The following is a 24,419-nucleotide window of genomic DNA, read 5'->3' as shown; positions in this document are numbered from 1 at the left end:
CGGCTTCCAGCGCGCCGGGCAAGGGGACTTCCATGGCTTTGCCGAATGCCGACCAGCCGAATGCCGACCAGCCGAATGCCGACCAGCCGAATGCCGACCACCCGAATTTCGACCACATTTTTGCGGGTGCGATTCCCGACGTATACGCGTCGCTGATGGTGCCGATGATCTTTGCGCCCTATGCCGCCGACCTGGCCGAACGCATCACCGCGCTGCAACCGCGCCGGGTGCTGGAACTGGCTGCCGGCACCGGCGTGCTCACGCGCGAACTGGCGCGCCGGCTCGCGCCCGACGCCATCATCGTCGCCACCGACCTCAATGCGCCGATGCTGGCGCGGGCCCAGGCCGAGGGCACGGAGCGCCCCGTGACCTGGCGGGAGGCCGACGCGATGGCGCTGCCGTTCGGCGATGCCAGCTTCGACCTGGTGGCTTGCCAGTTCGGCGTGATGTTCTTCCCGGACAAGGCCAAGGCCTTCGCCGAGGCGCGCCGCGTGCTGGTGCCGGGCGGGACGCTGGCGTTCAACGTTTGGGACCGGATCGAATTCAACGCCTTCGCCCGCGATGTCACGGCGGCGCTGGCGCGCCTGTTCCCCGAATCGCCGCCGGATTTCATGGTGCGCACGCCACACGGCTATCACAGCCAGGTGGCGATCGAGCAGGACTTGCGCCAGGGCGGCTTTACCGCGCCGCCGCTGTTCGAGACCGTCACCGCCACCAGCCGCGCCGATGACGCCCGCATCCCCGCGGTGGCGTACTGCCAGGGCACGCCGCTGCGCGCGGACCTGGAGCGGCGCGGTCCCGACGCGCTGGCGCGGGCGACCGAGGCGTGCGCACGGGCGTTGGTGGCGGCATATGGGGACGGTCCGGTCTCCGGCCCGATGCAGGCGCACGTGGTGATGGCCGGCGCCGGCGCGTGACGGATGTCCGGGCATGGCGCCAGCGGCAAGCGCGCCATCGGTCCGCCCGTCAGGCCACGCGCCAGGCCACGCGCCGGGCTGCCGGAAAACGGCTTATTCCCTACACTGGATTGATACGGATCACCGCCCGCAGCACGGAGCCTGGCACACCCGCATGGCGCGCCAGGGAGGGAGCCTCGGATGCAGCCGGACCAGCCAGACCACAAACCCGTGTCGCTTGCCCTGCAGGGCGGCGGCATGCACGGCGCCTTCACCTGGGGCGTGCTCGACCGCCTGCTGGAGGACGGCAGGCTGGTGATCGAAGGCGTCAGCGCCACCAGCGCCGGCGCCATGAACGGCGCGGTGCTGGCCTATGGGCTGCTGCAAGGCGGCAGCGCCGGCGCGCGCGAGGCCTTGCATTCGTTCTGGCTGGCGATCTCGAACTCGGCCCAGCGCTACAGCCCGTTCCGCTGGATGCCCTGGTTCAAGACCGGCCATACGCTGGGGCTGAACCATTCGCCCCTGTACGCCATGGCCGACATTGCGCTGCGCCTGCTGTCGCCGTACCAGTTCAATCCCAACAACCTGAACCCGCTGCGCGAAGTGCTCGGCACACAGGTGGACTTCGCCGCGCTGCGCGAGCATTGCCCGATCCAGCTCTACCTGTGCGCGACCAATATCGAGACCGGCCGCATACGCATCTTCCCGCCGGAGGAACTGAGCATCGATGCCGTGCTGGCGTCGGCCTGCGTTCCCACGCTGTTCCAGGCGGTGTGCATCGATGGCCAGTACTACTGGGACGGCGGCTATGTCGGCAACCCGGCGATCTTTCCGCTGATCTACCACTGCCAGACCCGCGACGTGGTCATCGTCCATATCAACCCCATCGTGCGCCGCGGCGTGCCGACCTCGGCGGCGGATATCCTCAACCGCGTCAATGAACTCAGCTTCAACTCATCGCTGATGCGCGAGATGCGCGCCATTGCCTTTGTCACGTCGCTGATCCAGCAGGGCAAGGTGGACGGGCGCGAGATGAAGGAGATGTGGATCCACTCGATCCGCTCCGACGAAACCATGGCGGCGCTCGGCGTGTCGACCAAGTACAACGCCGACTGGGGCTTCCTGTGCGCACTGCGCGACCAGGGCAGGGCGCAGGCCACGGCCTGGCTGGCGCAGCACTACGACAGCGTCGGCCGGCGCTCCAGCATCGACATCAGCGGCGAATTCCTGTGAGGCCGGGAGGGCCCGGCTGCGCCAGCCGCCACGCCAGGTTGCCGCGCGCGCGCGCCTCGTAGCGCGCGTGGAACAGCTCGGTGTGGAAGATGCGCGGGCTGTCCAGCAGCGCGCGCAGGAAGGCACGCTCGGCGGCGTCGTAGGCCTGGTCGTCGAGGTCGGTGCGCTCGGCGCGCAGGCAGGCGCCGTTATGGCGGAAGCGCCTCCGGCCGCAGCCCAGCGCGGCCAGGTCGATATCCGCGGTAAAGCGGCCCGCCGTGCTGGCAGGAATGCCGTCGTGGACGGTTTCCAGCACCAGTGCGGCGATCCGGCCGGCCGTGGCCATGCCGGTCCCCCATTGCCGGATCCAGCCGGCGCTGCGCGCCTCGTTGTCGGTCGCACCGGGCACATAGATCACGTCATGGCACCACAGCGCCAGTTCCACCGCATCGGCATCGGCCGTGTCGATGCTGCTGCGTGCCCAGTCCAGGTCGCGCAGGCAGCGGCGGATGTGGTCGAGGGTGTGGTAATGGCGGCCCGGCTCGCCATAGCGGCCGGCAAGGTCGGCATAGGCGTCGCGCGCATGCGCGCCGCCCGCGCGCGTCCACACGGCATGGAAGCGGTCCTCGAGCTGGCGGGCCTGGAGCGGAGTCATTGGCGCACAGGGGTTGTGGTGTCGCTGGCAGTGCCGGATACTTCGCCTTCCAGCTGCGCCAGCAACGCTGCGGCCTCCTGCTGGTCGGCGGTGTCGGCGCCTTCGGTCAGCGGGGCCAGGTACCGGGCCAGCGTCTCGCGCGCCATTTCGGCCTTGCCTTGCGCGCGCCACAGCCTGGCCAGGCTGCGCGCGGCGCGCAGCGCCAGCAGCCGGGCGCCTTGCTCGCCGGCGATGCCGAGCGCCCGGTGGAAGCAGGCTTCCGCTTCCTCGAGTCCGGGCGGCTGCATCCGGCACAGCATGTCGCCGCGCAGCCGCCACAGCGTGGCTTCGTCCAGCCGCTCGCCGGTCTTTTCCGCCAGTGCCAGCCCGCGCGCTATCGCTTCCTGCGCGGCTTCCGGCTGTCCGGCCTTGCAACAGGCATCGGCCAGCAGCGACAGCAGGTTGGGCGTGCCGAGCACGGCGCCGGTGCCTTCGTAGGAAGCCAGGCCATGGCGGATCCGGGCGATCCCCGCCTCGGCCTCGCCAAGTTCGGCCATCGCCCAGCCTTGCACGACGGTTCCCCACGCGAGGTAGATCGGGAAACCCTGTTCGCCCGAAATCGCGATTGCTGCCTCCGCATACTCGCGTGCCAGCTTCGCTTCGCGCCGGCACTGGTGCACTTCCGCGGCGAAGACCAGGCACAGCGCCAGGTTGTAGGCATCGGGCCGCGCGCGCGCCATCACCAGTGCTTCCTGGCACAGCGCGCGGGCATGGTCGGGACAGCCGAGGTACCACAGGATCCAGCCCAGCGTGCTGGTCGCGTGCACGGCCGGGTCGCGCCCGTAGCCCATCAGGAAGTCGTAAGCCTGCGAATCGGGGTGGGGCAGGCCGATCACCGTCTCCATATGCGAGCGCGCGGCGTCGAGCTTGCCCAGCCGGAACAGCGTGGCGCCCAGCACGCGATGGCCTTCGGCCAGTTGCTTGGGCCGCTGCGACTGCAGCGCCAGGCCGAGCAGCCGCTTGCCCAGCGGCAGCGCCACCTGGTATTGCGCGCGCAGCTGGTAGAAGGCCCACAGGCCGAGCTGCGCGGAAAAGACGTAGGGGGTCTGACGGCCCTGTTCGCACAGCGCCAGCGCGCGCCGGTAGTTGGCCTCGACTTCCTGCGACGCCTGCCCGCGCGCGGCCATCAGCGCCGGCCCCAGCGTCAGCAGCAGCGTCAGTTCCTGGCGCGCGCGCTCGGCGGTATCGGGCTGGCGCTTGAGCAGCTCGATGGCGGCGCTCAGGTGCCGGATCGCCTCGGCCTGCGCCGAGCGCTGCAGCGCCTGCTGGCCGGCGCAGTGCAGGTATTCGACCGCCTTGGGCACATTGCCGCTGAGGCTGTAGTGGTGCGCCAGCTCGCTGCAATAGTCCTTGAGCCGGCCCTGGAACAAGTCTTCGATCGCCCGCGCCGTGGCTTCATGCAAGGCGCTGCGGCGTTCGGTCAGCAGCGAGTTGCCCGCGACTTCCTGGGTCAGCGCGTGCTTGAAGACGTACTCGACCTCCGGGAATGCCGGGCGTTCATGGATGAAGTCCGCGGCCTGCAGGTCGGCCAGCAGCGGATGCAGCCTGTCGTCCTCGAGCCCCGCCACGCGCAGCACCAGGCTTTGCGGGAATTCCTTGCCGATCACCGCCAGCGTCTGCAGCAGTTCTTTCTGCGCCAGCGGCAGCCGGTCGATACGCGCGGCCAGCACGCCCTGGACCGTGGTCGGGATATGGAGCAGGGCCGGCGCCTGCTCGATGTGGTAGCAGCCGGGCTGGCCCAGCAGCGCGCCTTCCTCGGACAGGGTCTGGACCACTTCCTCCATGAAGAACGGGTTGCCTTCGGTCTTGTCGAGGATCAGCCGCTTCAGCGGCACCAGGCTCTGGTCGTCGCCCAGCAAAGCGGTCAGCAGGCCCTGCGCCTCGGCCGGGCCCAGCGGCTGCAGCCGCAGCTGCGAGTAATGCGGCCCCGCGTCCCAGCGATGGGTGTATTCGGGCCGGTAGTTGACCAGCAGCACCATGCGCGCGGCGGGCACATGGTCGACCATCATGTTGAGGAAGGCTTCGGTCTCGCCGTCGAGCCATTGCAGGTCTTCGAAGATCAGCATCAGCGGCTGGTTGGCGCTCTCGCGCACCAGCAGCCGGGCGATCGCGTCAAAGGTGCGCTGGCGCCGGATCGACGGATCCATGGTCGGCAGCGGCGAACCCGGTTCGGTGGTGCCGAGCAGGTAGAGCAGGTAGGGCAGGTTATCTTCCAGCGAACGGTCGAGCGTCAGCAGCCGGCCCGTCACCTTCTCGCGGCAGGCGCGGTCGCCGTCCTGCGCGGTGATCTGGAAGTAGTTCTTCAGCAGTTCGATCAGCGGCAGGTAGGCAAAAGCCTTGCCGTGCGAGACCGAGAACGTCTCCAGCGCCAGGCAGCCCTGTTGCGAGCGGGTCTTGAACTCATGGAACAACCGCGACTTGCCGACGCCCGCTTCGCCGACCACGGCGACAATGCGCCCGCTGCCCGCCTTGGCGTGCTCCAGCGCCTCATGCAGATGCTCCAGTTCCTGCTGCCGCCCGACGAAGCGCGCCAGCCCGCGGTGCGCCGCCACCTGCAGCCGCGTGCGCAACGCGCCCAGGCCCACCACCTCGTACACCGCCAGCGGCTCGCGCACGCCCTTGACATGGGTGGTGCCCAGCGCCGTGAACTCGAAATAGCCCTCGGCGAGCTTGTGGGTGGATTCGCTGACCAGGATCGATGCCGGGGTGGCAATCCCTTCCATGCGCGAGGCAATGTGGATGGTGTGGCCGACCGGATCGTAATCGGTATGCAGGTCGTCCTTGCGGATCGATCGCACCACCACCTCGCCGGTATGGATGCCGATGCGGATCTGCAGCGGGATGCCTTGCTCCAGCCGGACCCGGTCGCTGTGGCGATGCATCGCGCCCTGCATCCGCAGCGCGGCGTACAACGCGCGCAGGGCATGGTCCTCGTGCGCGATCGGCGCGCCGAACAGCGCCAGGATGCCGTCGCCGAGGAACTTGGCGACATAGCCTTCGTAGTGGTGGACCGCCTCCATCATCAGCGTCACGACCGGGTCGATCAGGCGGCGCGAGTCTTCCGGGTCCATGTCCTGCGTCAGCGCGGTCGAGCCGGCCATGTCAGCGAACAGGGCGGTGATGGTCTTGCGCTCGCCGGCGGCCTCGCCGCGGGCTTCCATCGCGGCCTGTTCGGCCAGGATGCGCTCGGCGAGGTGGGGCGGGGTGTAGTGGACGGGGGCGGTCGCCGGCGGCCGGGGCGGCTGGGGCTGCTGGGGCGCGGGTTGGGGCACAGGTCGCGGCGCGGCTGTATCGCCCAGGGAAACACCGCAGGCGCGGCAGAACTTGGCCGCTGGCGTGGCTTCAGCGCCACACTGTGGGCAAATGCGGGCAAGCCTTGCCCCGCACTCCTCGCAGAAGTTGGCGCCCGCAAGGTTCGCGAAGCCGCAATGCGTGCAGCGCATTTCGCCTCCTGACCGGACCGGGTCATGCCGACCCGCCTGTTCAGACTATTAGAGGCAGATTTGGGCGGCGTGGCAAGGTGAGGGCGGTGGTGGCGCGGTGGTGGCGATACAGGGCCGGCTTCGGCACAATGCAGGGCCAGCCATGTGCCGCGGGCACGGTATCCGCTTGAGGAGAACCGCCATGAAAAAGAGCGAAGCGCAGGACAGCAGCCAGGACAGCATTCCGGCTTCCGAGCTGATCGATGCCAGGATCCGCGAGCTCGACGACTGGCGCGGCCAGATGCTCGGCCGGCTGCGCGCGCTGGTCAGGGAAGCCGACCCCGAAGTCGTCGAGGAATGGAAATGGCGCGGCGTCCCGGTCTGGTCGCACGACGGCATCATTTGCACCGGCGAGACCTACAAGAACGTCGTCAAGATGACCTTCGCCAGGGGCGCCGCGCTGGACGATCCCGCCGGCCTGTTCAACGCCAGCCTGGAGGGCAACACCCGGCGCGCCATCGATTTCCAGGAAGGCGACAAGATCGACGAGAAAGCGCTGAAGACACTGGTCCGCGCCGCCGTGGCGCTGAACCAGTTCACGCGCAGGCGCTAGCCTCAGGCAGCAAGGCGCCGCTGCTGCCGGCGCATGCCGTCGAAGATCGCATCGGCCAGGTCCAGGGGGAATTCCGGCGGCAGCGCGGAAGCGGCGGCGTCGATGGCCCGGCCGGTCTGCGACACGACCTCGTCGAGCATCGACCCGACGTCGTCGGGCGAGAAGCCGATGCGCTGTCCCTGGGCAAACCAGTGTCGCCGCTGGATCTCCTGGATGGCGTAGTGCGAATTCTTGCCGTGCAACGCCATCGCCAGCCGGGCCCGTTGCGGCGCCACCTGGTTCTTGCCCCTGCCGATGATCGGATGCGCCGACAGGATGTCGTACAGCGGCGTCGCTTCATAGCGGCTGCCCGGCAGATGGCTGATGCTGAAGTTCTTGCCATGGCCATCAGTGGCGGCAAGCAGCCAGAAGACGATCTGCGCGAGGAAGAAGTTGCGGCGATCGGCCAGCGCCGAGCGCGAGCCGGAGAGGATGTCGGCGATCTGCTGGATGCCGGGCCCGCCGTCCGACTCGTACTTCTGCAATGCCGACGTCCCGGTGGCCTGGCACATGTCTTCCTGCGGCAGGCGCAGCAGCCAGGAACCGTCGGCCGAAGGCTTGCGGTCGAAGCGTTCGACCACCAGTGCCTTGACATCCCCGAAGCGCGCGATCTCGCAGGCAGCGACCGGCAGGCCAAAGGCGGCGACGATCCTGGCGCAGAGCCATTCGTTTTCCACCGAGGTCCGCATGTCGGCGCGCATATTGCCCACCAGTCCCATCGGCAGCTTGAAGATATGCGTGGTAGGCGTACTGCCTTGCGGCAACAGCCAGTGCCCGCCCCAGCGCAGCAGCGCGGTCTTCTCCTGCGCGCCGGCGATGGACAGGCGCAGGTCATCGATGGGCTCGCGCAGCCCGAGCACGGGCTCGGCCGTGGCCTCATGCAGCAGGGTGGCGATCTCGGTCTCCGACAGCGGGCGGCCCTGGACGCGCTTCAACGCCGTCGGTGCCTCCTGCGGCGGCAGCATCTGGAGGGCGCCGGCACAGTCGCGGCCGAGCTTGGCCAGCAGCGCGAAGGCGTCGGTCCCGCCGGTCCGGTACCGGGCCGCGATGCGCCGCCTGATGGCATCGCTGTCGGGCAGCAGGTTGTCGAAATAGTTGGCGACGACGGGCCCGCGGTGTGGCTGGTTGCCCGGCGTAAAGGGCAATGACAGGGACAGCGGCCGGCCTTGCGGGTCGGCAATCCAGTCCTCGCGATAGGCCAGCCGGTCGCCGGCGGGCGTGGTTTCCCAGTGACCCACCGGCAACCCGTTCATCCACAGATCGAGACGCTTCGCCTGCGTGCCGCGCGCCATGGCTACCAATCCTCCCGCTGTGGCCTGGTGCTCTTGCGGGCGGCGCGGCTTGCCTTGCCGCCAGCGGGCTTTTTCGGCTGTTCCGTTGTTGCCTTGCGGGCAGCCTTGCTTGCCGGCAGGGAGGCGGGACTTGTCTCTTGCACAGGTTCCGGCTGCACCTGGGACACCTGGGAATCCGGGGCAGGGGACAGTACCATCTCCACGCCGAGCACGCGCAGTGCCTTGAACAGCCGCTCGACGCTGGCCGCGGCGGGGTTGGCTTCCAGCTCGGCGTAGGTCTGCTGCCTGACGCCCAGGTAAGCCGCCATCCTGGCCTGCGTCAGGCCCCTGGACTTCCTGAAGCCCTGCAGGATCGGCCGCAGCTGGGTGAGGGTATGGATGGGATATTGCATGGCGCCGCCTGCCGTCCCGGATGGCAGGCCATGGGTTGCTGATAACGTACAGGATATAGCCTGTTTTGATGTTTTACAAGATGTAGCCTGTATCTTGAAAATACAGGATTTGGCCTGTGTATTGTGAAAACAGGGAATCGCCTGTGTGGCCCAGGGGTAGAACCCATGCACGGCGTTATCGTTGGACAAAAAAAACGCCAACCCGTTATGGGTTGGCGTTTTGCCTGGGGGTATGACCGGTATCAGAACTGGTTCATGGTGTTGTCCTTACCCGCAGCTTTCAGGGCCGCTTCGCCGCTGAAATACTCCTTGTGGTCGTCACCGATGTCCGAGCCGGACATGTTCTGGTGCTTGACGCAGGCGATGCCCTGACGGATTTCCTTGCGCTGCACGCCAGCCACATAACCCAGCATGCCCTGGTCGCCGAAGTATTCCTTGGCCAGGTTGTCGGTCGACAGTGCGGCGGTGTGGTAGGTCGGCAGCGTGATCAGGTGGTGGAAAATGCCGGCTTCGCGCGACGCGTCTGCCTGGAAGGTGCGGATCTTTTCGTCGGCGAGCTTCGCCAGTTCGCTGTCATCGTATTCCACGCTCATCAGCTGGCTGCGATCGTAGGCCGACACATCCTTGCCCGCGGCCTTCATCGCGTCATACGCCTGCTGGCGGAAGTTCAGGGTCCAGTTGAACGACGGGCTGTTGTTGTAAACCAGCTTGGCGTTCGGGATGACCTTGCGAATCTCGCTGACCATGCCGCCGATCTGGGCGATATGCGGCTTTTCGGTTTCGATCCACAGCAGGTCGGCGCCGTTCTGCAGGGCGGTGACGCAATCCAGCACGCAGCGCGCTTCGCCCGTGCCGGCGCGGAACTGGAACAGGTTGCTCGGCAGGCGCTTGGGACGCAGCAGCTTGCCGTCGCGCTTGATGATGACATCACCGTTGCCCAGTTGGTCGGCCGACAGTTCGTCGCAATCGAGGAAGGAGTTGTATTGGTCGCCCAGGTCGCCCGGCGTGTGGGTCACGGCGATCTGCTTGGTCAGGCCGGCACCCAGCGAGTCGGTACGGGCCACGATGATGCCGTCGTCCACGCCCAGTTCCAGGAAGGCGTAGCGGATGGCGCGGATCTTGGCCAGGAAGTCCTCGTGCGGCACGGTGACTTTGCCATCCTGGTGGCCGCATTGCTTCTCGTCGGACACCTGGTTCTCGATCTGGATGCAGCATGCACCCGCTTCGATGAACTGCTTGGCCAGCAGGTAAGTGGCTTCGGCGTTGCCGAAACCCGCGTCGATGTCGGCGATGATGGGCACGACGTGGGTGACGTGATTGTCGATTTTCGCCTGGATGGCGGCCTTGGCAGCGCCTTGGGCAGCATCCAGCTCGCGGAACAGGCCGCCCAGTTCACGGGCGTCGGCCTGGCGCAGGAAGGTGTACAGCTCGCGGATCAACGCGCTGACAGAGGTCTTTTCGTGCATCGACTGGTCCGGCAGCGGGCCGAACTCGGAGCGCAGCGCGGCCACCATCCAGCCGGACAGGTACAGGTAGCGGCGCTCGGTGCTGTTGAAGTGCTTCTTGATGGAGATCATCTTCTGCTGGCCGATGAAGCCGTGCCAGCAGCCCAGCGACTGGGTGTACTTGGACGAGTCCGCATCGTAGGCGGCCATGTCGGCGCGCATGATTTTGGCGGTGTACTTGGCGATGTCCAGGCCCGTCTTGAACTTGTTCTGGGCACGCATGCGGGCAGCATACTCGGGATTGATGGCATTCCACGCGCTGCCGTTGTTCTCTTTCAAAGCAGCAACTGCCTTGATGTCGTCTTGATACTGGGCCATGTGAATTTCCTAGAGGTAGGGAGCGTTTGAAAAGTGTCGCTACGGATGTCGAAGCAAGCAGCGTGGACTTATTGTAGGGCGTTCCTGGTGCGTTGCGGCGAGGTCTTATATAAGACATAAGAGTTAGTTTTTCTTTATTTTTCAATGAGATAGGAGGTAAATTTTGCGATGTGGAACGGCTTTTCAAGCAACGAAAAGCAATGCTGTGAAAAGCTGGACTGGATTCCACTATGTGAAATCAACTTTCAGTTCACGCATTCGGACCACCAGAGTGGTGGCACGCTGGCCAAGTACGACATTAGAAAAAACGGCTAACATCACATGTCCAGCCGGTTTTGAAAGGTCGTCGCTTCCGCTAAATTCAAATGTCGGTGCGGGCGTGCTTTTTGTGCGGGGTTGGAGGCTTTTGCGGGGTGGTGGTGGGGCGGTGGTGCTGGCCTGACGTGGCAGAGTTGGGCCCAGGGTGGGGCGGTTGATTGGCGGTGGGCAAAGTTAAAATGTCCGCCTTCTGCTGGATTGGGGGGGCCGCAGCGAGCGCGCGCTCCAGATCGAGCCGGTTGATCAGACGCTGCCGCTTGACGTTCAGCGGCGCGCGATGGGGCCGGGCTGGTTCGCCTTGCAGCGTGCGCGACGGCCCCGCCTGCTGCCGACTGTCGCGCTGCGCCTGCACCTGCGCGGCGATCGCCAGCACGTGCCCCAGGCGCTTGTTCTCGACAATGGCGCCCTGGTCGATCTCGCCCAGCCGGTCATAGGTGGTGTAGGGCAGGGACGCGCCCTCGGCCCACAGCTCGATCCGACCGTCCGGGTACTCGGCCACCTCGACATAGCGATGGATCAGGCGCCGATGCTCGGGCCGGTCCTCGAGCAAATACCTCACCTTGTCGTACTGCAGCGTGAGGCTGGCCGACACCTTGCGCCACTCGCGCCAGCTGAAGATGCGCGCCAGGTCCTCGTCGCCGCGCAGCGGCCGGTGCGCATCGAAGTCGCGCTTGGGCACCTTGGCAAAGCGCGCGTTGAAGTCGGCCATGAAATGCGGGGCAAAGGCGTTGGCGGCGGCCATCGTGCTGATGCCGCGCAGCCGCAGCTCCTTGACCAGCCGGTCCTGCAGCGTGCCGTTCATGCGCTCGACCCGGCCCTTGGCCGGGCTCGAATTGGCGCACACGATGTCGATATTCAGCTCGAACAGCGCGCGCCCGAACTGGGTGTAGCCGCGGCCCTCGGCGCTGTCCCGGGCATTGACCCGGAAGATGCTGGCCTTGTCGCTGTAGAACGTCATCGGCTTGCCGTGGCGCTCGACATAGGCGCGCGTGGCGCTGAAATACGCCGGCGTGGACTCGGTCGGCACGAACAAAAGCTGCATCAGCCGCCCGGTCGCGTCATCGACAAACACGAGCAGCGTGCACGCCGGCGCCCGCTCCTCGAACCAGGCATGGTCGCTGCCATCGATCTGGACCAGCTCGCCCAGGCAGGCGCGACGGTTCCGCGGCTGGTGCACCTTGGGCGGGCGCAGCTTCCTGGGTACCCAGAACCCGGCATCGATCATGATCCGGCGCACGGTCTCCGTGGCCAGGTCGATGCCATGGCGCTCGCGCAGCTTCTCGGCCGCCAGGGTCGGGCCGAAGTCAGCGTAGCTGTCGCGGATCAGGCCGCGCACGCGGGATTCGAGCCCGGGCGGCAACTGCCGGTTGCTGTCCCGGCCACGCTTGCGCGAGCCCAGGCCACTCGGACCATCCTCGCGGTAGCGCAGCGCTATTCGTTCCACCTGACGCCGCGACAAGCCGAGCTTCTCGGCGGCGCGCCAGACCGGCAGGCCATGTTCGACCACGGCCTGGATCACCTTGAGTCGGTCGAGTTCGCGCATCGTCATCGTGATGGTCTCGGGCATCGACATGGCTGGGGCCTCCGGTCCTGGACAGACACGAAAGCCGCCAGCATGCCAGCCGTGGCTAGGGGTGCGACATTTCTATTTGGCTCAGATGCGACATTACTATTTGGGGCCAACATCACAAAAACGCATAATGTATATTATGTTAAATCACAGTTGCGGCGCATCTTGGCAACAAGACCTCCTGACCCAGCCGACTCTAAAGAACTAAACGACAACCCCGCGCTCTGCCATTGGCTTGGCGATATCGCACTTTTGGCCAAGCATCTCCATGAGTTCGCATTCCGTGCTTTCGCCCACCTGCTCATTCCCTGGCCGGCAAGATGGCGAACCGCCCTCACCATCACAATATAGCTGCCCGGGACGGCCTAATCGCGCCTTGCCGCCAGCCGCTTCAGCGCGGCATCGATGGCCTCCAGGGATGCGTGCAGGCCGGCCGCATGCGCTTCGTCCCTGAGCTGGCGCAGGTTTTCGCGAAGCGCCGGGGTGCCGCCACCCTCCTCTTCCTGTCCGGCGCTGACCAGTGCGCGGCCCCTGCGGATCAGGAAGTCGCCCCACGGAAACGGCTCGGGCCGCATGTAATCCTGTAGCGCCGCGAGGTAGCGATCCGCTTCCTGCCAGTGCCGCAACGACACGGAAACGTCGATCGCGGCTTCCAGCAGGTCGACGTGGCAATGGCTCACGCAGCCCTGCGTCAGGATCGCCTCGGCCTGCCGCAAGGCGTGGAGCTGCCGGCGGGGATCGCGCGTGGTGCGTGCCAGGAACCCCAGCACGGTGGGGCCGGAGTAGCGCAGCCCGCTGGCGTGGCTCAGTTGCAGCGCCTCGTCGAGCAATGCCTCGGCTTCCTGCATCTGGCCAAGCGCGCCGAGCGCCAGGCCAAGCCGCGCCAGCACCTCGGCCTCGAAGCGCCGCGCGCCCAGCCGGCGCGTCAGCGCCAGGGCCAGCCGCGCGTGCGCTTCGGCGTGCGGCCAGTCGCCGGCCAGCTGCGCGGTCGAGGTCATTACGTCGTAGGCCAGCATCTCGCTGCGCGCATCGCCGATGCGCTGCGCCAGGCGCAGCCCTTCCTCGCAATGGGCCCGCGCCGCATCGAGCTGGTTGAGGAACAGCTCCACCGCGCCCACCATCGGCAGGTTGGCGCATTCGATGCGGACAAAGCCGTGCGTTCGCGCCAGCTCGACGCAACGGACAAAATGCGGATGGGCGGTAATCATGCGGCCTTGCTGGTAGTAGGCATCGCCGAGGCCGCCCAGCGCACGCGCCTCGCCCAGCACAGATCCGGCCGCGCGCGCGTGGCCGAGGGCGCGCTGGTGGGCGGCCAGGCACCGGTCCATGTCTCCCATCGGGAAATACAGGTTGCCGCGCAGCGATTCGATCTCGGCCAGCCGCTCCGACTGGCCCAGCTTGGCGGCCGCCTGTTCGGCCTCGCGCAGCGCTGACAGGGCCTCTTCATGGCGGTCGAGCAGGCGCAAGGCAGCCGCCGTGCCCTGCCATGCCCGGGCCTGCTGCGCCGGCACGCTGGCAAGTGGCTGGGCCTGCCGGAACGCCTGCAGGGATTGCACGGCCAGACCCAGGTCCAGCGCCAGCTCGCCGTGCAGGCAGGCAAGCGCGTGCCTGCAGTCATCGTCGCTGGGCAGCCGCTGCGCGCGCTCGACCAGGCGCAGCGCGCGCTCGCCGCGGAAGTGCGCCGCCTCATGCCGTGCCGCGGCGGCATAGGCCTCGGGCGCGCCGGGATCGCCCGCGGCATCCAGGTGCTCGGCCATCAGTGCGGGGTCCCTGCCCTCGTACCAGGCGGCCGCGCGCCGGTGCAGGTTCTGGCGGCGCGACTTGAGCAGCGATGCGTAGACCGCCTCATGGATCAGCGCGTGCATGAACAGGTAGTCCTCGCCTTCCGGCCGTGTCATGGCGGCCATGACCAGGCGCTCGCACGCATAGGCGGGATCCTGGAGCAGGTGCCGCAGCGCGGCGGGGCTGAAGCGCTGGCCCAGCACGGCAGCGGCCTGCAGCGCCTGCCGGTCGGCGCTGGAGAAGCGGTCCAGCCGCGCCAGCACGATGCTCTGCAGCGTCCCGGGCAGCTCTTCCGTGCCAGCTTCCGCGCCCGCCTCGACGCCGCGCAGCAGTTGGTCGAGGAACAGCGGATTCCCTTCGGCCCGGCGGATGCAGGAAGCGGCGACTGCCGGATCGACCTGCCGGTAGCAGGCGGCCAGTTCGTGCGCTTCGGCATCGTCGAGCGGGCCGAGGTCGATGGTGGTCAGCGGCGCGCCCTGGCTGGTCGCGCGCCAGGCCGCATCGATCGGGTCGTGCTCGGGGCGCACGGTCAGCACCAGGACCAGCGCATGGCCGCGCGTTGCGGCCGCCAGCTGCGCCAGGCAATCGAGCACCGTGCGCTCGGCCCAGTGCACGTCTTCGACCACGATCAGCAGCGCTCGCGCGGCGCTGCGGCGGGTGGCCAGCGTCACCATCAGCCGCTGCGCGCCGCGCTGCCTGCTGGCGGGATCCATCGCGGCCAGCGCGGCGGCGTGCTCGGGGGAATGCGGCAGCTCCAGCATGTCGCGCACGAACATCAGCTCTTGCTCGGCAAGTTGCCAGGCGGCGAGCGTGCCTTCGATGGCAGCCACGTTGCTGCCTTTCGCGTCGGGACCCGGCGGGCCCGTCAGTCTGTGCGCGAGCATGCGCATGGGATCGCCGCCGCTGCCCGCGCCGAAGTCGAGCACCAGGACCCGGTGCGCCTCCAGGCCGCGTTCGCGCGCCAGCGCGACAAAGCGCCCGGCCAGCCGGCTCTTGCCGATGCCGGCCTCGCCGCGGATCAGTACGACGCGGCCATGGCCCGAGCGCAGGCAGCTGTCGGCCACCCCGGCCAGCTGCGCCAGTTCCGCGTGCTTGCCGACGAAGGCATGCTCGGCCGGCGCCTGCTCCACGCCAAGGAAACGCCGCACGCACCACAGCGGGATCGGCTCGGCTACCCCGGGCAGCACGGCGCGGGCCACGCAATCGGCTACCAGGCGCCCGGGCAGCGCCTGGTAGACCCGGTTGGACACCATCGTGCCGCCAGCCTCGGCGGCCTCCATTGCCTGCAGGGCCACGCCGACCGGGCCGCCGGTCAGCGTCATCTCGCTGTCGCCATAGGCCGCCAGCACCTGCCCGCTTGCCAGGCCGACGCGGGCCTGCAGCCGCGATTCGGCGGCCCCGGCCACCCCGGCCACTCGCGCCAACGCTGCATGCAGCGCCCCGGCGGTGTGCAGCGCGCGCTCGGCGTCGTTGCCGTGCGCCACCGGGACCCCGAACACGATGGTCAGCCGGGTGCCGATCTCATCGGTAATGTGTCCGCCACAGGCGCCCGCCAGGGCGCGGGCCTGCTGGCGCCAGCAGCTCAGCGCCTGGTGCAGTTGCTCGGGCTCCAGCGGGCCGCCGGCGCCCTCCTGCAGGCTTGCCACCAGTACCACCGCGTGGCGCAGTTGCGGCTCGGGTGTCAACGTGGCCGCGGGTGAAATCGCATCCGGTCCCGCAATTTGCCCGCCGCCGTCGTCACCGCCCAGGCTGCCTGGCGCCGGCTCGCGCCGCGCGCGCAGGATGGCCTGGTACAGCGCATCGGTCTGGGGCTCCGGCGACACACCGAGCTCGCGTTGCAACGCTGCCCGGCACAGCCGGTATTGCTTGAGTGCCAGGGCCTGCCTGCCCTGCCGTTCATAGAGCCGGATCAGCGCCCGGTGCACGCCTTCCTGCAGCGGGTCGAGCGCGAGCAGGCGCGTGGCACTGGCAATCGCAAGGTCTGTCGCGCCGGCCTGTTCGTGGTGCCCCAGCAACTTCGCCAGGGCGCCCAGCGCCACGCCGCGCAGGCGCTCGCGCTCGATCGCCAGCCAGTGGTCGAAGGCCGGCGCCGCGGCATGGAAACCCTCCAGCAAGTCGCCACGGTACAGGTCCGCCGCGCGTGCCAGAGAGGACGGCGTGGCTGCACGGGCACACTGCTCGAACTCGCACACGTCGACCGAGATCTCGCCCAGCATCACGCAGTCGCCTTCCGCCAGTAGCACGTGCTGGCCCTGCGTGCCCGCCTCGTCGAGCGCGCGGCGGGCCGCGCTCAGCGCCTGTCGCAGGCTGCTGCGCGCCTGCTCTGCATTGCTTTCCGCCCAGCACAGCGCGGCAAGCTTGTCGCGCGGCTGGGCCCGGCCATGGGCCAGTGCGAGGTAGGCCAGCACGGCGCGCGCCTTGCGCGCCGTCAGCGGAATCGGGGTGCCGTCGGCGGAGCTGAGCTGGAAACCGCCGAACAGGTCTAGACGGGCGCGGGTCATGGGAAGGAACCTGGCAGGCCCATCCGTTATAGGCGACGGCAATGGACTACGCTGCGGTCCCACGCCGCAAAGACAGGTAGCCGTTACTTTGCGGCCCGCGGCAACTTTCACGCTTCTTTCACGCCGGACCGCCGGGCCCGTTCACGGCCCCTGCCTACTATCAGCACAACCCCCGGGGCCGCGCGGCACTACCGTAGCGCGCAATAGCGGCATCAGCGGGCTGATTATCGAGACAAGGGCTGTCTCCATCACACTGGAAGGATTGCGTCATGGCACATACGGATTCGCGGAGTGTTTCGGTCTCAAGCACCAACGCCAGCTCGATCGAGCGCTTCGAGGCAGCACTGGAACTGCTGCACGGTTACTACGGCGACCCGCTCACCGTGATCGATCACGCCCTGGCGGAGGACCCCGGCTTCGTGATGGGGCATGCGCTGCGGGCCGGGATGATGATCACCGCGGGCGACGGCACCGTAGCGCCGCTGCTGCGCGAAAGCGTCGAAGCAGGCGAAGCGCTGTCCGCCAGCGCGAACGAGCGCGAGCGCCGGCATATCGCCGCGGCGCGCGCCTGGCTGGATGGACACTTCACACGCTCGATTCAGCTCTACGGCGACATCGTGATCGACTACCCGCGCGACAGCCTGGCGCTGCAGGTAGCCCATATCGGGGACTTCCTGCTCGGGCAGTCCACCCTGCTGCGCGATCGCATCGCCCAGGTGCTGCCCCACTGGAACACCCGTGTGCCGGGCTTCGGCTATGTGCTCGGCATGCATGCCTTCGGCCTCGAGGAAACGCACCGGTACGAGCAGGCCGAGGAACGCGGCCGCTTCGCGCTGGAACTGAACCCGCGCGATCCCTGGGCGATCCACGCCGTGGCCCACGTGATGGAAATGCAGGGCCGCCAGGACGAAGGCATCGACTGGCTAAGCGGGCGTGCCGGCGACTGGTCGCAGGACAACATGATGGCCGTGCACAACTGGTGGCACCTGGCGCTGTTCCATCTGGAGCTCGGCCACGCCAGGCAGGTGCTGGACATCTACGACGCGCACATCCGCGAGAACCAGTCTTCGGTCGCGTTGGAACTGATCGATGGCTGCGCCATGCTGTGGCGCCTGCACCTGCGCGGCATCGACGTGGGCTCGCGCTGGGACGAGCTGGCCGATACCTGGCAGGCCCGCGGCGCGCAAGGATACTACGCCTTCAACGACACCCATGCGGCGATGGCCTTCCTGTGCGCCGGGCGCGATGACGCGCTCGCCGCCCTGCTCGCCGGCATGCGCGCCGCGGCGGCCGGAAGCGGCTGCAACGCGATGATGACGCGCGATGTCGGCCTGCCGGTGACCGAGGCCCTGGTCGCCTTCTCGCGGCGCGACTACGATCGCAGCATCGAGCTGCTGATGCCGGTGCGCCAGATCGCGCACCGCTTCGGCGGCAGCCATGCCCAGCGCGACCTGATCAACCTGACCCTGATCGAGTCGGCGCTGCGCGGCGAACGCGCCAACCTGGCCTGCGCGCTGGCGGCCGAGCGCATGGAGCTCAAGCCGATGAACCCCAGCCTCAGCAAGCTGGCGCAGCGCGCCTCCGCGCTGCAGCGCGAAGCGGCGGACGGCACGCGCGACGCGGCGGCCGTGAAGGCGGCATAAGGTTGGGACGACGGGTGCGTGGCTCGGCGACAACCGCTACGTTGCCTCGTAAGCCACCATGGCCAAGGCGCGTGCGCCCGCGGCCACCCCCACCGTCTGCGAGGGCGGCTGCGGCTTGAGCAGCGCGCTGCTGGTCAGCACATTGGCGGCACTGACGGTATAGCTGCCAGGAGCCAGGTTGGACAGCGTGGTCGGCTGGGTCACGGTCTGGCGGAACTCGCCGGGTCCCAGTACCGTGATGGCCGCCGACGTCCCGGACGGCAGGCCGGAGATGGAGATCATCAGCGTGCCGGTGCCGCCGTCATTGCCCTCGTCGTCGCCGCCCCCTCCGCAGGCTGCGATGCCAAGGCAGCAGGCGACGAAGAATTGGCAAAGCGCGGATCGAAGTGCTACGGACATGACACGCTCCCTTCCAGGCCCGGGCACAGGCGGTCATCCCATCGCGTTCTGGCGCGATGGGCGTGGAACCCTTTTAATTACAGGGCGTGCCAGGTAGCGGCGTCCCGTAACTGGTGATCCCATGACAGGTATCGCCTTGCTTGAGGGGGCCGTCCGCGCTCGCTTCCGGGTCGATGGGAAATTTACCGACCTTGGTGCAGCAGAAACGGAATTCCGTCGCAGGCGCCGGAGAATTCACCACTGCGGGAGACGCCATGACGGATCGCTCGGCCGGCATGGCGTGCTCAGGGGCGGGAACGCTTTTCGTCACTTGGGCAGCCTTGGGAGGTGGCGCAGGCGCCGGAACATTTTTCGTTGCCGGGAAGGCCCGGGTGGGTTGCTCAGATTTGGGGAAGCTTTTTGGAGCCGCGGGGACCTTGATGCCTGGATCGACGCTCCGCTCCTGTGCGCCGGGAGAGACGCACTGACTGTTCTCGCAGATTCGCTCCCCTTTGCACTGCATGTCGTATTGGCATCCAGCGGCTCCGGCGTAAGGCGCAACCCCAGCCGCCATGGATATGCCGAGAAGCACGCCTAGCGCTTTCATATCTAGCTCTGGCTCCTTAGCCGTTTTTGGGCGCCCTTCATGCTTGCTCGGAACCGGCGCTCTTGCGCCAGCCTGAGCCCCCTGGTCCTGAGGGCACCGCTTCTAGTATGGGATGCGCGCGCGCTGAGCGCCACCCTGGCCGGCCGGTCTTGCTGTTCGCGGTCTTGCTATTCGCCCTGCTTTTTAGCGCCGCGCTGCCTTCAATAGGCGGCGCCACGCGCCCTCGTCCATGCAGGCAGGCCTTTGACGAAGAGGACGATCCGCCTATACCAGTATGTACGCTTTTCGCACAGGCCCTTGCATCCCCTTCGACTTCTCCTTCACGCTGCCCTAAACCGGGGAAGCAACATGCCAGACGTAGCCTCAGACGGTGTTCGTATCCACTACGAGATCAAGGGCATTCCACAGCACGCGCCCATGCCGCCGGTTCTTCGACCGGCCGCGCCATCGCGCAGCTTCTGGCAATCCGTCACCGCGCGTTATTGCGCAGCGCAACCCTCCGCGGAGATTGCCGCGCGAATCCCCGGCGCCGGGCTTGTCATGCTGGACGGCGGCCAGTTCATCTTCCTGGAGCAGCCGCACCTGCTGCACGACACCGTTGAGGGCTTTATCGCCAGGCACGAATAATCGTCGTGCGCACAGGCCACACTGATCCGCTCGGCGCTGGCAGCCCCTGCAAAGGAACGCCCCATGTGGATGAACTGGCTTCTTATATTCGTGCCGGTCGCGATAGCCCTGGAATTCCTCGCGGCCGACCAGCATCTGCTCATTTTCCTGACTTCTGCCGTGGCCATCCTGCCCCTTGCGGGACGGATGGGCCATGCCACCGAGCAGTTGGCGGAGCGTCTCGGCGAGGCCATCGGTGGCTTGCTCAATGCGACATTCGGCAACGCGGCGGAACTGATCATTGCACTGGTTGCCTTGCGTGCAGGCCTTCATCAGGTCGTGGAAGCCTCCATCGTCGGTTCCATTGTCGGCAACCTGTTGCTGGTGTTTGGCGCTGCGATGCTCGCGGGGGGCATTCGCTATCCCGAGCAACGGTTCAACCCGCGCGGTGCGCGTTCGCAGGCGACCATGCTCATACTGTCGGCGATCGCGCTGATCCTCCCTGCGAGCTTCGAGGCCGTAGCGGACAGATCAGACGTGCTGTACCGGCTCAGCGTCTGGATTTCCATTGCGCTGCTTGTCATCTACGCGCTGTATCTGTTGTTCTCGTTGGTCACTCATCCTGCGCTGTTCCGCAGTGCACATGAAGCCGGGAAGGCGGCGACAGAACACGAGAAGGACAAGCCACCTGCCAACGCCCCCCGCGCGCTAGCGATACTGGCGGCAGCCACCGTCGGGACGGCGTGGATGAGCGAGATCATGGTGGGCGCGATTGGTCCCATGATGCATGCCTACGCCCTCAGCGAAATTTTTGTCGGCGCGTTCGTCGTGGCAATCCTGGGCAATGCAGCCGAACATGCATCGGCCATTACCGCAGCCCTCAGAAATCGCATGGACCTGTCGTTTTCCATTGCGGTGGGATCCAGCGTCCAGGTGGCACTCTTCGTCGCGCCAGTCCTGGTGCTTGTCAGCCATTTTCTCGGGCCGGCTCCGATGGACCTGGCCTTTCGTCCAGCCCTGGTACTCATTGTGGTCCTGTCCGTGCTGGTCACGGCGCAAATGGCAAGCGACGGACGGGCGGACTGGTTCAAGGGCACGCAACTTCTGATGGTCTATTTCGCGCTTGCCCTCACCTTCTTCTTCCTGCCGCGCTAAGTCATGGCCGGCCACGGCTGAAGCGCAGGTGACAAGCTCGACAGTTAGCTTGCGAGTCGTCATGGCATCTGGAGTCTGATTGATCTGTATCAGATCCCCATGGTGATGGATACCTATGGTGTTATCAGGAATCTTGCAATTCCGATATGGATGCGGACTCAAGATCCACTCGACCAGTCTCCCGGGAGGGGCGCCATGACCAACCAACTTGCCGCCTGGCATACCGACCATATCAACTTCGCCAGCCTGCTTGACCTGTTGGAGAGAGAGGTGAGCGCCTTTTACCAGGAGGAGCAGCCAAACTACGGTTTGATGGACCTGATCATCGAGTACATGCGCAAGTATGGCGATTGCGTTCACCATCCTCGGGAGGATGTTGCATACGCGCTGCTCGTCGAGCGAGACCCAGGCATGCGCATTGTGATCAGCCGGCTTCTGCAAGAGCATCGTGTGATTGCAGCGGTAGGCGAGGATTTGCTCAACCGGCTTCATGAAGCGGAACGGGATGTCATAACGTCGCGAACGGCGCTGGAAGCCGCTGCAGCCATGTACCTTGCCTACTATCGCAATCATCTCTCCACCGAGGAGAAACAGGTCATGCCCCGTGCCGCACACTTGCTGACCGAAGAAGATTGGGCAGCAGTGGCGGCCACTGAGCCGGCCAGCGTCGACCCATTATTTGGCGAAAATGTACACCAGCGTTTTGCAGCCCTGCGGAAACTGATTGACGGAGAAGCAAGTATGTATATCCCCTCCCCTGATCATCGCGAGCTGGCTTGAAACCACGACCCCGATTCCGCATCCAAGGCCTCGCCAAGAAGGTTGTGCGGCATCCGTCCTTCCCCCACACCCATGCGCACCGCATCGGCCCCCTAACTAACCCTAACTGTCCCGAAGAGCAAAGTTTTTGTCCCGCGGTGTCAAATGGACGCGCTGCGATTTCACATACTCATAGCAGCGCTTCCCCTCCATCCACCGGTTCGGCAACGACAGCACAAGCGAAAGGGAGTGAGAGCGACACGCCGTCCCGCGCGACGCCACTGTAGATCCCCTTTGCGAGTTTCCGTCATGTTCGCCATTGCCTGTTGGTTGATTTTCTCCGTTCTGGTCGGCTGCTTTGCCAACGGACTGGGGCGCTCCGGCGCGGCCTGGACGACTTTCTCGATGATCTTCAGCCCGTCCCTTGGCTTGCTTCTAGTGGCCATCCTTGACGAGAAGCCGATGCAGTCTCGCTTCACAAGAGGCCTGGCCCTGATGCGGCAGGTGGCGGTCCGACCCCAATAAACTCCCTCCCCTATCCAGCATTGCCCGCCGCCCGAGCCCTGGGTTGTTTGCCATGGCTACTGGAGCATCTCACGGCCAAATGTGCCGGCGGAGGCTGCCGGAGTCCTTCCATTTAGCTGTTACCGCATTGTGACGTTCAGCCGAATATTCGTCTGGCGGCCATCATGCGGCTCGGCTAATATGGATTGTGCATTGCACAATAGCTGCATTTTGCACCCTGCGTAGCTTCACCACGGGCGCGGAGATTCGCCTCTGTGCGGCCGCCTACGGCGTGCCGGTGCAGACATGCCAGTGCCAGACATAATTCCCGCAACCGAAGGGGTGGACATGGCAGTTGATATGGATAGTGAGGTCGTTCAACTTGGCGCGTATCGGGTCGAAAAGGGAAAGAGTTCCATTTCGGGGCTCTCCTCGGGGGCCTTTATGACCGTGCAAATGCATCTCGCCCATTCGTCGAGTTTTTGCGGCGCGGGCGTGATCGCGGGAGGTCCGTATCGCTGCGCGGAATCGTTTCGCTCCGCGTCGGCGGTAGCAGAGGATGCATACGAACTCAACGCGCTGCATTTGTGCATGAATCCGCTTGTGCCGCGGACCGCGCCAAACGCTGAGCGTCTTGCTCGGCTGGCACACCAGACGGCGCTCGACGGCAAGATCGACCCGGTCGCCAATCTTGCCGGGGATCGCGTCTACATCTTTACGGGCAGCGAAGACAGCGTGGTGTTTTCAACAGTGGTGGAACGCACTCGCGAGTTCTACCGCCTGCTTGGCGTCAAGGCTGACAATATCTTCTTTGACGACAGCGTGCCGGCTGGCCATTCGATCATCACCGACAATGCCGAGGATTCGCCGTTAGGCACTAACCAGCCGCCGTACATCAATAACGGCAGCTTTATCCAGTCGCACAATATCCTTCGGCATATCTACGGCAATCTGCATGCCCCTTCACGCCAGCTGAGCGGGCGCCTGCTACGCTTCGACCAGACGGAGTTCTTCGGAAATGAAGCGCGCGCAAGTATGAGCAAGTATGGCTACGCCTACATACCGCAGGCTGTCGCGGATGGCGCAGCGGCTCGGGTGCACATCGCCCTTCACGGCTGCAAGCAGGGCTACAACTATATCGACTTTACTTTCGGCCAGTCCGACTTCGCCAGCCAGCCGCCTTATGGCAACCGGTATATCACGACCACCGGCTACAACAATATCGCCGACAGCAATAACATCATCGTGCTGTACCCTCAGGCAGAGGGCACTGACAATAGCCTCACGCAAAATCCGGACGGATGCTGGGACTGGTGGGGCTATTCCAGCGCGGACGCCGAGCAGCCTGACTATTATTCGCGTGACGCGATCCAGATCAGGGCGATCCACGGCATGCTTAGCCGCCTTGGCGGCTGAAGGAGCGGAAAGATGGAAGGAACCATGATGAGTCCGCATGACGGTGCGCTGACCGTAGCGAAGAACGAGGCCTCCGTGCCGGCAGTGCATCGCGCCTTGGCCATGACCCAACCCGCCGCATTGCAGCGCAGTCAGATGCTGCAGACGCTGATGAGCGGCTGGGCCTTGCGTACAGCCGATACCGGAGTGAAAAGCCTGAACCTGGCATCTTTTGGCATGGATGTGCAAGTGCTGACGGAGCTGTTCCAGCTGCAATACGCTATCGTCCAACGCCTGCAGACGCAGCAGCAAGGATGGATGGCGGGATGGACGGCCTGGCTGCAAGAGCGTGCGCAGGTCAAGCGTGCCAACACTATGTCGAAGCTCGTCGAACAGGAATTGGACCTCCTCGCTCGCTTCGGATTGCTTCTCAGCAACCAGATGGTCGACCTCGTAACTCTGCAAGAGAATATCGAGGTCAATACCGGATACTGGGTGGCACAGACGCTTGCGGCACAGGCGGCGCCGGCGGATCAGGTGGCAGAAGCATAGTCGCTGGCCTGGCGGCCGCTGCGCCATTCTAGGCGTGACCGCCAAAGCAAAAACCCCTCGCAGCACACGCTGTCGAGGGGTTTTGCACAATAAGAGCCTGGCGATGACCTACTTTCACACGGGTAATCCGCACTATCATCGGCGCGGAGCTGTTTCACGGTCCTGTTCGGGATGGGAAGGGGTGGTTCCAGCTCGCTATGGTCACCAGGCATGAGGGGTTGTGGCGCTGGGGTTCAAGCCAGCGTCACGAATCGGGATGTAGTTGG

18 protein-coding genes and 1 rRNA gene are annotated in these 24,419 nt (G+C 66.1%); 10 read left to right on the top strand and 9 right to left on the bottom strand.

Annotation, left to right across the window (positions count from 1 at the left end; translation table 11 throughout):
* Positions 1 to 32 precede the first annotated feature (32 nt).
* Positions 33 to 917 (top strand): class I SAM-dependent methyltransferase, encoded by an 885-nt coding sequence (locus tag E1J61_RS22185; RefSeq protein WP_133096153.1) that lies wholly within the window; start codon positions 33 to 35, stop codon positions 915 to 917.
* A gap of 180 nt (positions 918 to 1,097) precedes the next feature.
* Complete coding sequence (locus E1J61_RS22180) at positions 1,098 to 2,129, top strand: patatin-like phospholipase family protein (RefSeq protein ID WP_133096152.1); 1,032 nt, start codon at positions 1,098 to 1,100, stop codon at positions 2,127 to 2,129.
* Here E1J61_RS22180 and E1J61_RS22175 read toward each other — a convergent pair.
* Positions 2,110 to 2,763: a hypothetical protein gene (locus E1J61_RS22175; protein ID WP_133096151.1), complete on the bottom strand. Its 654-nt coding sequence runs from the start codon at positions 2,761 to 2,763 to the stop codon at positions 2,110 to 2,112. The two genes, E1J61_RS22180 and E1J61_RS22175, sit on opposite strands and share 20 nt — an antisense overlap.
* Entirely contained in the window at positions 2,760 to 6,245 is a 3,486-nt protein-coding gene (locus E1J61_RS22170) for an adenylate/guanylate cyclase domain-containing protein (RefSeq protein ID WP_133096150.1), read from the bottom strand. Before E1J61_RS22170 ends, E1J61_RS22175 begins: the two co-directional genes overlap by 4 nt.
* 181 nt (positions 6,246 to 6,426) lie before the next feature.
* Here E1J61_RS22170 and E1J61_RS22165 point away from each other — a divergent pair, with 181 nt between their 5' ends.
* On the top strand, positions 6,427 to 6,837 hold the full coding sequence (locus E1J61_RS22165) for a DUF1801 domain-containing protein (RefSeq protein WP_133096149.1): 411 nt from the start codon (positions 6,427 to 6,429) through the stop codon (positions 6,835 to 6,837).
* A gap of 2 nt (positions 6,838 to 6,839) precedes the next feature.
* Here E1J61_RS22165 and E1J61_RS22160 read toward each other — a convergent pair whose 3' ends face one another.
* The 5 genes from E1J61_RS22160 to E1J61_RS22140 all read right to left on the bottom strand — a co-directional run bounded on the left by E1J61_RS22160 (position 6,840) and on the right by E1J61_RS22140 (position 16,554).
* Complete coding sequence (locus E1J61_RS22160) at positions 6,840 to 8,168, bottom strand: type II toxin-antitoxin system HipA family toxin (RefSeq protein WP_133096148.1); 1,329 nt, start codon at positions 8,166 to 8,168, stop codon at positions 6,840 to 6,842.
* A gap of 2 nt (positions 8,169 to 8,170) precedes the next feature.
* Positions 8,171 to 8,560 (bottom strand): helix-turn-helix transcriptional regulator, encoded by a 390-nt coding sequence (locus E1J61_RS22155; RefSeq protein ID WP_133096147.1) that lies wholly within the window; start codon positions 8,558 to 8,560, stop codon positions 8,171 to 8,173.
* Between the two features lie 242 nt (positions 8,561 to 8,802).
* Entirely contained in the window at positions 8,803 to 10,383 is a 1,581-nt protein-coding gene (locus E1J61_RS22150; protein ID WP_133096146.1) for an isocitrate lyase, read from the bottom strand.
* 361 nt (positions 10,384 to 10,744) lie between these two features.
* A complete protein-coding gene (locus E1J61_RS22145) occupies positions 10,745 to 12,274 on the bottom strand; it encodes an ISNCY family transposase (RefSeq protein WP_133096145.1) in 1,530 nt (509 codons plus the stop codon).
* A 362-nt stretch (positions 12,275 to 12,636) separates the two neighbouring features.
* Positions 12,637 to 16,554, bottom strand: a complete 3,918-nt coding sequence (locus E1J61_RS22140) for a BTAD domain-containing putative transcriptional regulator (protein ID WP_133096144.1) — start codon at positions 16,552 to 16,554, stop codon at positions 12,637 to 12,639.
* 269 nt (positions 16,555 to 16,823) lie between these two features.
* On the opposite strand from E1J61_RS22140, the gene E1J61_RS22135 reads away from it, so the two are divergent.
* Positions 16,824 to 18,197: a tetratricopeptide repeat protein gene (locus E1J61_RS22135; protein ID WP_133096143.1), complete on the top strand. Its 1,374-nt coding sequence runs from the start codon at positions 16,824 to 16,826 to the stop codon at positions 18,195 to 18,197.
* 36 nt (positions 18,198 to 18,233) lie between these two features.
* Here the strand turns inward: E1J61_RS22135 and E1J61_RS22130 are convergent, their stop codons facing one another.
* Positions 18,234 to 18,596, bottom strand: coding sequence for a hypothetical protein (locus E1J61_RS22130; protein WP_243736949.1), 363 nt, complete (start codon positions 18,594 to 18,596; stop codon positions 18,234 to 18,236).
* 934 nt (positions 18,597 to 19,530) lie between these two features.
* Between E1J61_RS22130 and E1J61_RS38355 the strand changes: the two genes are divergently transcribed.
* The 6 genes from E1J61_RS38355 (at position 19,531) to E1J61_RS22095 (ending at position 24,153) form a co-directional block, all read left to right on the top strand.
* Positions 19,531 to 19,809 carry a hypothetical protein gene (locus tag E1J61_RS38355; RefSeq protein ID WP_243736948.1) on the top strand — a complete coding sequence of 93 codons (279 nt, stop codon included), beginning with the start codon at positions 19,531 to 19,533 and terminating at the stop codon, positions 19,807 to 19,809.
* A 63-nt stretch (positions 19,810 to 19,872) separates the two neighbouring features.
* The gene (cax, locus tag E1J61_RS22115) at positions 19,873 to 20,943 is read left to right on the top strand and encodes a calcium/proton exchanger (RefSeq protein ID WP_133096141.1); all 1,071 of its coding nucleotides are present in this window, start codon (positions 19,873 to 19,875) and stop codon (positions 20,941 to 20,943) included.
* Between the two features lie 195 nt (positions 20,944 to 21,138).
* Positions 21,139 to 21,723 (top strand): hemerythrin domain-containing protein, encoded by a 585-nt coding sequence (locus E1J61_RS22110; protein ID WP_133096140.1) that lies wholly within the window; start codon positions 21,139 to 21,141, stop codon positions 21,721 to 21,723.
* Positions 21,724 to 22,011: 288 nt separating this feature from the next.
* On the top strand, positions 22,012 to 22,227 hold the full coding sequence (locus tag E1J61_RS22105) for a hypothetical protein (protein ID WP_207951241.1): 216 nt from the start codon (positions 22,012 to 22,014) through the stop codon (positions 22,225 to 22,227).
* Positions 22,228 to 22,554: 327 nt separating this feature from the next.
* On the top strand, positions 22,555 to 23,622 hold the full coding sequence (locus E1J61_RS22100; protein WP_133096138.1) for a poly(3-hydroxybutyrate) depolymerase: 1,068 nt from the start codon (positions 22,555 to 22,557) through the stop codon (positions 23,620 to 23,622).
* Between the two features lie 12 nt (positions 23,623 to 23,634).
* Positions 23,635 to 24,153 carry a hypothetical protein gene (locus tag E1J61_RS22095; RefSeq protein WP_133096137.1) on the top strand — a complete coding sequence of 173 codons (519 nt, stop codon included), beginning with the start codon at positions 23,635 to 23,637 and terminating at the stop codon, positions 24,151 to 24,153.
* A gap of 95 nt (positions 24,154 to 24,248) precedes the next feature.
* Here E1J61_RS22095 and rrf read toward each other — a convergent pair.
* Positions 24,249 to 24,362 (bottom strand): 5S ribosomal RNA (gene rrf, locus E1J61_RS22090).
* Positions 24,363 to 24,419 lie beyond the last annotated feature (57 nt).

This window comes from Cupriavidus sp. L7L (genome assembly GCF_004353535.1).
In the GTDB taxonomy this organism is placed as follows: domain Bacteria; phylum Pseudomonadota; class Gammaproteobacteria; order Burkholderiales; family Burkholderiaceae; genus Cupriavidus; species Cupriavidus oxalaticus_A.
Note: the sequence above shows the minus strand (reverse complement) of the source record. Positions and strands in the feature narration are given on the sequence as shown.